Source organism: Pedococcus sp. NPDC057267 (assembly GCF_042668795.1).
In the GTDB taxonomy this organism is placed as follows: domain Bacteria; phylum Actinomycetota; class Actinomycetes; order Actinomycetales; family Dermatophilaceae; genus Pedococcus.
Genome location: NZ_JBHUYG010000128.1, coordinates 1 through 9,899, shown reverse-complemented (window position 1 = coordinate 9,899; position 9,899 = coordinate 1). Strand labels below are relative to the sequence as shown.

At 75.4% G+C, this 9,899-nt stretch carries 9 protein-coding genes; 4 read left to right on the top strand and 5 right to left on the bottom strand.

Going from position 1 to position 9,899, the window contains the following annotated elements; all coding sequences use genetic code 11:
• Window positions 1–145: 145 nt before the first annotated feature.
• Complete coding sequence (locus tag ACFUC1_RS19025) at window positions 146–3,553, top strand: BTAD domain-containing putative transcriptional regulator (protein ID WP_379122604.1); 3,408 nt, start codon at window positions 146–148, stop codon at window positions 3,551–3,553.
• Window positions 3,554–3,574: 21 nt separating this feature from the next.
• On the opposite strand, the gene ACFUC1_RS19020 is transcribed toward ACFUC1_RS19025, so the two are convergent.
• The 3 genes from ACFUC1_RS19020 to soxR form a co-directional block, all read right to left on the bottom strand.
• Window positions 3,575–4,294 (bottom strand): hemerythrin domain-containing protein, encoded by a 720-nt coding sequence (locus ACFUC1_RS19020; RefSeq protein ID WP_379122602.1) that lies wholly within the window; start codon window positions 4,292–4,294, stop codon window positions 3,575–3,577.
• 133 nt (window positions 4,295–4,427) lie between these two features.
• Window positions 4,428–5,153: an endonuclease/exonuclease/phosphatase family protein gene (locus ACFUC1_RS19015; protein ID WP_379122600.1), complete on the bottom strand. Its 726-nt coding sequence runs from the start codon at window positions 5,151–5,153 to the stop codon at window positions 4,428–4,430.
• A complete protein-coding gene (gene soxR / locus ACFUC1_RS19010; protein WP_379122598.1) occupies window positions 5,150–5,626 on the bottom strand; it encodes a redox-sensitive transcriptional activator SoxR in 477 nt (158 codons plus the stop codon). Before soxR ends, ACFUC1_RS19015 begins: the two co-directional genes overlap by 4 nt.
• A 186-nt stretch (window positions 5,627–5,812) precedes the next feature.
• On the opposite strand from soxR, the gene ACFUC1_RS19005 reads away from it, so the two are divergent.
• Window positions 5,813–6,322: a DUF664 domain-containing protein gene (locus ACFUC1_RS19005; RefSeq protein ID WP_379122596.1), complete on the top strand. Its 510-nt coding sequence runs from the start codon at window positions 5,813–5,815 to the stop codon at window positions 6,320–6,322.
• 129 nt (window positions 6,323–6,451) lie between these two features.
• On the opposite strand, the gene ACFUC1_RS19000 is transcribed toward ACFUC1_RS19005, so the two are convergent.
• A complete protein-coding gene (locus tag ACFUC1_RS19000) occupies window positions 6,452–7,228 on the bottom strand; it encodes a fructosamine kinase family protein (RefSeq protein WP_379122594.1) in 777 nt (258 codons plus the stop codon).
• The gene (locus ACFUC1_RS18995; RefSeq protein ID WP_379122592.1) at window positions 7,225–8,109 is read right to left on the bottom strand and encodes a carbohydrate kinase family protein; all 885 of its coding nucleotides are present in this window, start codon (window positions 8,107–8,109) and stop codon (window positions 7,225–7,227) included. Before ACFUC1_RS18995 ends, ACFUC1_RS19000 begins: the two co-directional genes overlap by 4 nt.
• Window positions 8,110–8,249: 140 nt before the next feature.
• On the opposite strand from ACFUC1_RS18995, the gene ACFUC1_RS18990 reads away from it, so the two are divergent.
• Both ACFUC1_RS18990 and ACFUC1_RS18985 read left to right on the top strand, forming a co-directional pair.
• On the top strand, window positions 8,250–8,981 hold the full coding sequence (locus tag ACFUC1_RS18990) for a GAF and ANTAR domain-containing protein (protein WP_379122590.1): 732 nt from the start codon (window positions 8,250–8,252) through the stop codon (window positions 8,979–8,981).
• An 85-nt stretch (window positions 8,982–9,066) separates the two neighbouring features.
• Entirely contained in the window at window positions 9,067–9,777 is a 711-nt protein-coding gene (locus tag ACFUC1_RS18985; protein WP_379122588.1) for a hypothetical protein, read from the top strand.
• The last annotated feature ends 122 nt before the right edge of the window (window positions 9,778–9,899 follow it).

Here is a 9,899-nt window from a genome sequence, read left to right as displayed (position 1 = left end):
GCCGCGGACCGGGGGGCCCGCGGCACACCCGCGTCCGCCGGCGCCGGCGCGCGAACCGGGTGCTTGCGGCATACCGCCCCCGGACGGTCCGGCTCCGTCGAAAAGACCTGTTCGGGGCCGCAGGGCCGCGCGTACCATCCGCCGCGTGAGAGTGGGAGTCCTCGGCGCCGCGCAGGCGCAGGTCGGGGACGAGCCGGTGGACCTGGGCACGCGCAAGCAGCGTGCCCTCGTCGCTGCCCTGGCCATGAACGCCGGGCGTCCGGTGTCCGTCGACGCCATCGTCGACCTGCTCTGGCCGCAGGACCCGCCGCGGGGCGTCACCGGCACCCTGCAGGCGTACGTCGCCGGCCTGCGCCGGGCCCTCGAGCCCGACCGGCCCGCGCGAGCACCGTCCACCGTGCTGGTGACCGTGGCACCGGGGTACGCGCTGCGGGTCGCCGAGGACGACCTCGACGCCACGCGGTTCGACCGGGTGGTCAGCCGCACCCACCGCCGCCTGGGCCGGCACACCGGGCTGCACGAGCCCAGCGGGCTGACGCGCGAGGAGCTCCACTCGGTCGTCTCCGACCTCGACGAGGCGCTCGCGCTGTGGCGCGGCACCCCGTACCTCGAGCTCGAGGACGCCCCCGCCGCCGTCGCGGAGCGCGCCCGCCTCGAGGAGCTGCGCATGGTCGCGCTCGAGGACCGGGCCGTCGCCGCGCTCGAGCTCGGGCAGCACGCGACCGTCGCCGGTGAGCTGGAGGCGCTCACCACGGCCCACCCCCTGCGCGAGCGGCTCTGGGGCCTGCGCGCCCTGGCACTGACCCGGTCCGGCCGGCAGGCCGAGGCGCTGGACGCCCTGCGCGAGGTCCGCGAGGTGCTCGGCGACGAGCTCGGGCTCGAGCCGGGCCAGGAGCTGCGCGACCTGCAGGGTGCCGTGCTGCGGCAGGACCCCGTGCTCGACTGGACGCCCGTGCCCGAGGCTCCGTCGATCGAGCCCACCACACGGGTCGAGGTCGAGGGGGCGGCTGCCGCGCGCCGGGAGGCGGCCGCCGCGCCGACCCCGGACACGACGGCACCGGCGCCGCGCGTGCGTGGCCTCGTCCCGAGCCTGCCGGACTGGCCGCTCGTGGGCCGCTCCGAGGAGCTCGCCGCGCTCGTCTCGGCGCTCGACCGCGCGGAGTCGGGGACGCCGACGCTGGCGGCGCTCGTCGGCGAGCCCGGGATCGGCAAGAGCCGGCTCGCCGCCGAGCTGGCCGCGGTGGCCGTGTCGCGCGGGGTCACCGTGCTGCTCGGCCGGTGCTCGCAGGACGACGGCGCGCCGCCCCTGTGGTCGTGGCAGCAGGTCCTGCGCGGCCTGGGCCGCGACCTGCCCGAGGAGGACGGCGACGACGACGGCGGCGCCCGGTTCCGGACGTGGGAGGCGATCGCGGCCGACGTCCTGGACGCCGCCGCCGGTCGCAGCCTGCTCGTGATCCTCGACGACCTGCACTGGGCGGACGTCGCGAGCCTGCGGGTGCTGCGGCTGCTCGGCGAGACGATGCACGACGCCCGGCTCATGGTCCTCGGCACGTGGCGCAGCCACCCCGAGCCGGCTGACGCGCTGCTCGACGCGGTCGAGACCTTCGCCCGCCGGCACGCGGTGCGCCTCGACCTGCACGGGCTGTCGGCCGACGACGCGTCCCGCGTGGTGGAGGCGGTGAGCCACCGGTCGCCCTCGACCGCCGAGGCGGCTGCGCTGCGCCGCCGCACGGACGGCAACCCCTTCTTCCTGGTCGAGTACGGCCGGCTGGCCCGGGAGGGCGGCGACCTGTCCGCGCTGCTCTCCGAGCCGCACGCCCCGGCGGCCGTACACGACGTGCTGGCCCGGCGGCTGCAGCGCATGCCCGAGGAGACGCTGTCGGTGCTGCGGTGGGCGGCCGTCGTCGGCCGCTCGTTCGACCTCGGCCGGCTCGAGGCGGCGTCTGGCCTCGACGAGGACACCCTGCTCGACCGCCTCGACCCGGCCCTCGACGCGGGGCTGGTCCGCGAGGACGGCATCGGCCGGTTCCTGTTCGGCCACGCCCTCGTGCGCGACACGATCTACGCAGCCATCCCGGCAACCCGTCGCGCACGCGCCCACGCACGCCTCGCCCAGGCGATGCAGGGCGTGCCGGGACGGGAGACCGAGCTGGCCCGGCACTGGCTCGCCGCGGGGCCGGCGCACGCCGCGCGTGCCTGGCTGGCCGCGGTCGGCGCCGCCGCGCTCGCCCGCCGGCTGCACGCGTACGAGGAGGCCGCCGGCCTCCTGCGCTCGGCCCTCGACACCCTCCCGCTGGACCCCGACTCCACCCCGCGCGAGCGCTACGACGTGCTCACCGACCTCGCCGAGGCGCAGCGGTGGAGCGGCGACTGGACCGGCCTCATCGCGACGACCGAGGAGCTGATCGAGGTCGCGGAGGAGCTCGACGACGTGCAGCTGCTCGCCCGGGCCGCGACGACGACCGCGGTGGGGGCGCTGTGGCAGTCCGGACCCCACGGCAGCGTCAACGAGGGCGTGGTGCGCGCCCTGCGCGAGGTGCTGCAGAAGCTGCCCGACACCGACGACCCCGTGCGCTGCCGGGTGATGCTCAGCCTGGCGCTGGAGATCTACTACGGCTCGACCTTCGAGGAGCGCCGGGCGCTGTGCGACGAGGGGCTGGCGATGGCGCGCCGGCTCGGGGACGAGGCGCTGCTGCTCGACGCCTGCCAGCTCGCGTTCACCGCGCTGTGGCGGCCCTCGACCGCTGCCGAGCGCCGCGAGCTGATGACCGAGGGCATGGAGCTCGCGCACCGGCTCGGCAACGAGCGCGCGTACGTCGTGACCACGACGCTGCGCGCGGTCGTCGCGGCCGAGCTCGGCCTCCCCGAGGAGATGTGGGAGCACGCCGCGGTCGCCCGGGACGGCGCACAGCGGCTGCGGCTGCCGTACGGGCTCATCGTCCTGGACTCCCTCACCCTGCCGTGGCTGGCGATGGCCGGGCAGTTCGAGGAGTGCGAGGAGCTGATGGCGGACATCGTCCGGCTCGACCAGCAGATGACCCTGTCGCAGACCGAGGACGCGACCACCGGGGCGTTCATCACGCTGCGGCTCTGGCAGGGCCGGTCCGCCGAGGTCGCGCCCACCCTCGAGCAGTTCGCCGAGGTGAGCCCGCTGCCGGTGACCTCGACCGTCCTGCTGTTCTGGCTGCGGGGCGGCCAGCGCGAGCGCGCCCTGACGTGCTGGCGCCGGCACCGGGTCGACCTCGGCGGCGACGACTGGTTCTCCATGCTCAACTGGTGCGCCGCGGCGGAGGTGGGGTTGTGGCTCGACGACCACCCGCTGGCATCGGCGGCCTACGAGCGGCTGGCGCCGTATGCCGGCCGGTCGGCGTGCGCCGGCTCCGGGAACGCGATCGGGCCGGTCGACGTGTTCCTCGCCCAGGCCGCTGCGGCCGTGGGCGAGCGGGACCTGGCCGCCCGGCACGCCGACGCGGCGCAGGAGCTGCTCGAGGCGTGGCAGCTCCCGCTGGCCGCGGAGTGGTTCCGGGCGCAGCGGGAGCGCTTCGCGTTCTGAGCGGGGACCCGTGCCGGGCCGTCAGGCGGCGTACCGGAACGCCAGCCGCTCACGCCGCGCGAAACGGCGCCGTGTGGCCCGCCACATGAGGCGGTGCACCCGGCCGGAGCGCGCGAAGACCTCGCGCAGAAGCGGGCCCGGCACGTCGTGCGTCGCCCACGGCACGAGCCGCAGGACGGTGCTGAACGGCACGCCCCGGCGGAAGTGCTCCTCCTCCAGGGCCACCCACTCCTCGTTGGTGAGGACCTGCTGGATGATCGCGATCGCCTCGGTCTCCTCGTGCTGCAGGTGCCGGGCCAGGCTCTCCTTGCCGGCGCACAGCCGCACCGCGAGCGCAGCGCGGGCGTCCTCGTCGGCGTGGGTCGACAGCTGGCGGAAGCCGGCCGCGCACGCCTGCAGGATCGGGTCGATCTCGTGGTGCTCGGCCTCCATCGCCTCGAGCACGCGCCGGCCGTCGTCGTCGGTGCGCTCGAGCAGCATCGGCCACAGGCCGGCGTCCTCGCCGGAGTGGTGGTGGTGCAGCACCTCGGCGAACAGGTCCCAGCGCTCGGCGAGGGCCTGCCAGCACGCGCGGTCGGTGACCGGGGTGGCCGTGGCCGCGGCGGCGAACGCCGCCAGGTCGCGGCGGAAGCCGTGGTGCATCACGTACATCATCGTCATGTCGACCGGGCCCGGGTGGGCGGCGGTCTGCCCCGGGAACCGGAGCTGCTCGGGCCAGGTGTGCTCGGCGGTGGTGGTCATGGCGTTCTCCTTCGGTGTGCTGGTCTGGCACCAGCGTGGGCACGCCCGCTTGCGCCCCACTTGGGATCGGCTTGGGGCCGCCGTCCCCACCACCGATGCGCCCACCCGCAGGACGTGCGCGGGCCCTGCGTCCTCAGCCCGGCAGCTCGACCTCGACCCGCAGGGCCGCGTGGTCGGACGCCACGGACGGCAGCACCCGGGCGGCCACCGGCCGCACGCCTCCGCCGCACCACACGTAGTCGATCCGCCGGGCCGGCTCGTCGTTGTCCCAGGTGTGGCCCGGACCCTCGTCGACCTGCGCCCAGGCGTCCACCAGCCGCTCCGCCAGCAGCCGGTGGGTCGGGGAGCCGGGCTCGGTGTTGAGGTCGCCGAGCAGCACCGTCGGCCGGTCGTCGAGCGCGTCGAGCACCAGCCGCGCCTGCTCGACCCGCTCGTCCTCGCGGTCCCACTGCAGGTGCGTGCCGAGGACGCGGAGCTCCCGGCCGTCGACCCGGACCGTGGCGTCGAGCAGCCCGCGCTGCTCGCTCCCCTCGAAGCACGGCAGCAACGTGGTCGAGGCCCCCTCCAGCGGCACCGTGCCCAGCAGGGCGGTGCCGTACTGGCGACGCGGCCCACCCGGGCGCCCCGGCTCCCGGTCGACGCACGCGGCATACGCCAGGTGCATCCCGAGCCGCTCGGCGAGCAGGCCTGCCTGGTCCTCGTAGCGGCTCCGCGCACGCAGGTGCCGGTCCACCTCCTGCAGCGCCACGACCTGGGCCCCGCTGGCCCCGACGAGGTCCGCGATCCGCGTCAGGTCGAGGACGCCGTCGACCCCGATGCCGCCGTGGATGTTCCAGGAGAGCAGGACCAGTCGCGTCACGGCGCCACCCGGGGCGGGCGGCGCAGGAGCCGGGGCAGGTATGCCGCGCCCGGCGCCTCCTCGGAGGCCGCCGCCTCGTCGGAGGGGTTGGAGATCGCGCACTGCCTGAGCGACAGGCAGCCGCAGCCGATGCAGGAGTCGAGCTTGTCGCGCAGCGCCTCCAGGGCCGCGACCTGCTCGTCGAGGCGGCTGCGCCAGTGCGCCGAGATGCGGTGCCAGTCCGACTTCGTGGGGGTGCGGCCCGCGGGCAGGCCGTCGAGCTGCTCGCGGATCTCCTCCAGGGACAGCCCGACGTTCCCCGCGGCGCGGATGAAGGCGAGCCGGCGCAGGACGCTGCGCTCGTACCGACGCTGGCCACCGGGCGTCCGGCCGGCGCGGATGAGCCCCTCCTTCTCGTAGAAGCGCAGCGCGGACGGGGCGAAACCGCTGCGCGCGGCGACCTGCGAGACCGTCAGCACGTCGTGGGTGTCCACCCAGCCACCTCCCGGCATCGCGTCGCTACTTCGAGTCCACTTCAACTCTAGCGGCGGCGTCGCCGCGCCGAGACGGGAGCAGGCGTGAGAAGGGAGTGAGGACGGCCCCGGGGCGCGGCCCGGGACTGGTCGCGCGACCCCCGGAGTGGACGCGCGACCGCGCCCGCACCCGCCTAGGGTCGGGCCATGGAACTCGGTGAGCTGCTGGTGGACGCGTTCGAACGGATCCGGGAGGGTGTGCACGACGCGGTCGAGGGCCTCGACCCCGAGCAGCTCGCGACCCGGCCCTCGCCCCACGCGAACTCGATCGCGTGGCTCGTCTGGCACCTCACCCGGGTGCAGGACGACCACGTGGCCGACGTCGCCGGCCTCGAGCAGGTCTGGACCGCCCAGGACTGGCACGGCCGCTTCGGCCTGCCGTTCGGGCCCGAGGTCACGGGGTACGGCCAGTCGTCCGAGGACGTGGCCAAGGTCTCCGGGCTCACCTCGGAGCAGCTCACCGGGTACCTCGACGCGGTGCACGAGCAGACGGTCGGGTACGTCAGGTCCCTCACGCCGGACGACCTGGCGCGGGTGGTCGACGAGCGCTGGGACCCGCCGGTGACCCTCGGGGTGCGGTTGGTCAGTGTCGTCAACGACGACCAGCAGCACGTCGGGCAGGCCGCCTTCGTCCGTGGCCTGCTCGAGGACGCCTGAGCGCCCACGCGTCACCCTGGCGGTCACGCGCCCGGGAACGGGCCGCCCGGCGGGCCGCGTCCGGGGGTGGGCCGCGTCCGGGGGTGGGCCGCGTCCGGGGGTGGGCCAGGCCCGGACGCGGCGGACCGCTCAGCGGTAGCGCCGGGCGACCTCCAGGGCCCGCTTCGGGTAGTCCCCGCCGAACAGGACGGCGTGCAGGAGCAGCGGGTGCAGCTGGTGCAGGCCCACCCGCCGCGGCCACTCCGAGTCTAGCCGGTGCTGCTCGAGGTAGCCGCCGACGACGAAGTCCCAGTGCGGGCAGCCGAACAGTGCCAGCATCGCCAGGTCGGTCTCCCGGTGGCCGCCGTGGGCGGCGGGGTCGATGAGGACCGCGCCCGCCGGGGTCCACAGCACGTTGCCCGACCACAGGTCTCCGTGCAGCCGCGCGGGCGTGCTGCCGTCGTCGAACTCGCCCTGTGCGACCCGGCGCGCCACCGCTTCGAACACGGCTGTATCGGATCTGCGGTAGATGCCCCTATCGACCGCCATAGCCACGGTGGGGAGGATCCGCTGGGCGGCGTAGAACTCCCCCCAGCCGGCGACCGGCCGCAGCGCGAGCGGCAGCGGCTCGGAGACCGGGCCGAGGTAGCCGTCGCCCTCCCAGCCCGCGGGCGGCGACCCGAAGGCAGGCGCGCCGGCGTCGTGGGTGCGCGCGAGCCCGGCACCGAGGGCCTCCGCGGAGGCCGGGTCCGGGTTGGCGAACACGAGACGCCCCAGGTCGAGGTGGTCCTCCCCCGCGTGCAGCACCTCGGCCACGGGGACGCCACCGGGCGCCGCGCCCAGCCAGGCGAGCCCGGCGGCCTCCCAGCGGAAGTAGCCGGGTGGGGCGGTCGGGCTGCCCTTGCGGAAGACCTCCGTGGCGCTCATCCCGCGTCCACGAGCCGGTCCACCTGCGCCGGCGTGAGGTGGGGGTCCGCGAGGTGGGGCGAGGCCACGCAACCCGCCGCGACCACCGCACCGGCCTCCAGCGACCTGCGCCAGTCCCAGCCCCGGCTGTGCCCGTACATCACCCCGGCGCAGAAGGCGTCCCCCGCGCCGTTGGGGTCGACCGCCTCGACCGGCCGGGCCGGCACGTGCACCGGGTCGGCCGCCCCCACGAACGCCGTCGCGCCGCGGCTGCCGTGCGTGACCACGACGAGCTCGCGGGTGGGGGCGAGCATGGCCGCGAGCCCGAGCGCGTCCGGGTGCCCCTCGTCGGACATGAAGAGGTATGCCGCGGCGTCGACGAAGTCCTGGTGGTGGGCCGAGACGCCGTCCCAGTCGTGGACGTCGACCCATGCGGGCATCCCCCGGGCCTGCAGGGCGGGCAGCGCCCGGCGCGCGTAGTTGGACAGGTTGACCCAGGTGTAGTCGGCGCCGTCGACGAAGTCGCCCAGGTCCTCGGTCGTGACCGGCGGGTCCGCGCTGCTGTCGTTGACGTACACGCTGGTGCGCCGCCCCTGCGGGTCCATGAGGTTGACGTGCCGCTCGGTGCCCCGCGGGTCGGGCACGCGGTGCACGCGCACCCCTGCCGCCTCGAGGATGTCGACGGCCAGGTCGCCCTCGTCGTCCTCGCCGACGAGGGCGTGCAGCCGGGTGTCGAAGCCGAGCCGGGCCAGGTTGAGCGACTTGCCCGACCCGGTGGCGCCGATGCCGGTCCGCGACGCCGTGGCGAACAGGGTCTCGGTGCGACCGCTCGGCAGGCGCGGCACGTCGATGACCTGGTTCCAGCTCACGCCGCCGACGACGGCGGCCACGGGTGCGCTCACCGTTCCATCCTGCCGCGCCACGGCCCGCGAACGCGACGTCCCCGGGCCCGTGGGTTCGTCCGGTTTCGTCCCCCTCCGCGGGGGGAGCGGGCCTGCTGAACCGGCCGTTCCCGCAGGTGGGCCGGTATACCGTTCTCCCTGTGGACACGGAGACGACGCAGGGCCTCGACGCGGCCCAGCGGCTGATGGACGACCTCGCCGGATCGCTGGACGGGCTCGACGACCTCACGCCGTACCTCGAACGCCTCGTCCAGTCGGTGAACCGCACCATCGACGGCTGTGACGCGGTGGGCGTCACCGTGGTCATGGAGGACCGGCCGCGCACCGCGGCATACACGACAGCGGGCACGCTCGAGATCGACGCCGTGCAGTACGCGGTCGGCGACGGACCGTGCCTCGACGCCTTCCGCAACGGCCGCGAGAACCTCGTCGACCTCACCGGCGGGGAGATGCGGTGGCCCGCCTTCATCGCCGGGTGCGACCCGGGTGACATCCAGACCCTCCTCGCCGTGCCGCTGACGTCGGCCGGGCGCCGGTTCGGGGCGCTCAACCTGTACGCGCACGAGCGCAACGCCTTCGACGCCATCGAGATCGCCGTCGTGCGCATCGCCGCAGGTCGGGCGGCCGAGGCCATCGCCGCGGCGGTCGAGCTCGCGGGTGCGCGCGAGGTCGCCGCGCAGATGGAGCAGGCCATGGCGAGCCGGGCCGTCATCGAGCAGGCCAAGGGGGTCCTCATGGGGCGCCACGGCATCGACGAGGTGGTGGCGTTCGAGATGCTCCGCAAGCAGTCCCAGGAGCAGAACCTCAAGCTTCGCGTGCTGGCCGCGCAGGTGGTGTCGGAGGTCACTTCTTCCCGTTCCGAGGCGATGTGAGCTAGTCTGGGGACTCACCTGAAGCAACCGGGTCCGGCCACGACGGCCGACCGGTTGCTTTTTTGTTTGCCTGAGGAGGTTGCACATGAGTGGTGGGATCCGTGGCTGCTGCTACGGCTCGCCGGAGCACGGCGACCGTCCGTCAGTGTCGAACCTCGACGCGTGGTGCGTGCACCGTGAGCGGCGCGCGCACGTCCGCGGCCTGGCCGACACCGGGGCCCTGCGCGGGGGTGGCGCACCGAGCGACCACCTGAACCGGCTCCACACGGCCGGCGCGTCACGGGTCTCCGAGGACGGGTCGACCCTGCTGGTCTACGTCGTCGACCTCTACGACCCGTCGGCCTACGAGTACCTGCCGTCGGTGAGCGCGGTCCTGCGCGGGGCGGCGTGCCGCCGGGTCGACGTCGAGATCGTCCAGACCGGCCGGTATGCCGCGCCCGCCGTGGCTGCGGGCGTCATCGCCCTGCTCGCCTCCGAGGAGGCAGGGGTGTCCCGGGTGATCGAGGCGGTGCAGCGCGACTTCTTCGTCGGCGGGCACACCCTCGACGAGCCCGGCGTCCTCGCCCGCGTGGCGAACGACCTCGAGCTCGACGCCCCCGCCATCGAGCTGTTCGCCGGTGGCGCCCGCGCCGCCCAGCTCGCGGCCGACGACGTCATGCTGGCGAGGGACCTCGACCGCGGCGGCGGTCCGCTCCTGCTCGCGAGCCGCGGCACCCGCGTCTTCGAGTTCGACGGGCTGGGTGCGACCGGCGACCGCCTCGTCGACCAGTTCAACAGCGTGCTCGACCGTTCCTGAGGACCTCCCGACCCGGCGCCGGGGCCGGGCGCCGGACCACCGCGTCCCTCAGGGGGCGGCGCGGGGGGCGGCGCGCGCCCCGGGGGGGGGGGCCAGGGCCCCCCCCCCCCCCCCCCCCCCGG

Coding starts and splice junctions, on each gene's coding strand:
- ACFUC1_RS19020 (WP_379122602.1), bottom strand. CDS start 4,294: ATGACCACCACCGCCGAGCACACCTGGCCCGAGCAGCTCCGGTTCCCG.
- ACFUC1_RS19005 (WP_379122596.1), top strand. CDS start 5,813: ATGGAACTCGGTGAGCTGCTGGTGGACGCGTTCGAACGGATCCGGGAG.
- ACFUC1_RS19000 (WP_379122594.1), bottom strand. CDS start 7,228: ATGAGCGCCACGGAGGTCTTCCGCAAGGGCAGCCCGACCGCCCCACCC.
- ACFUC1_RS18985 (WP_379122588.1), top strand. CDS start 9,067: ATGAGTGGTGGGATCCGTGGCTGCTGCTACGGCTCGCCGGAGCACGGC.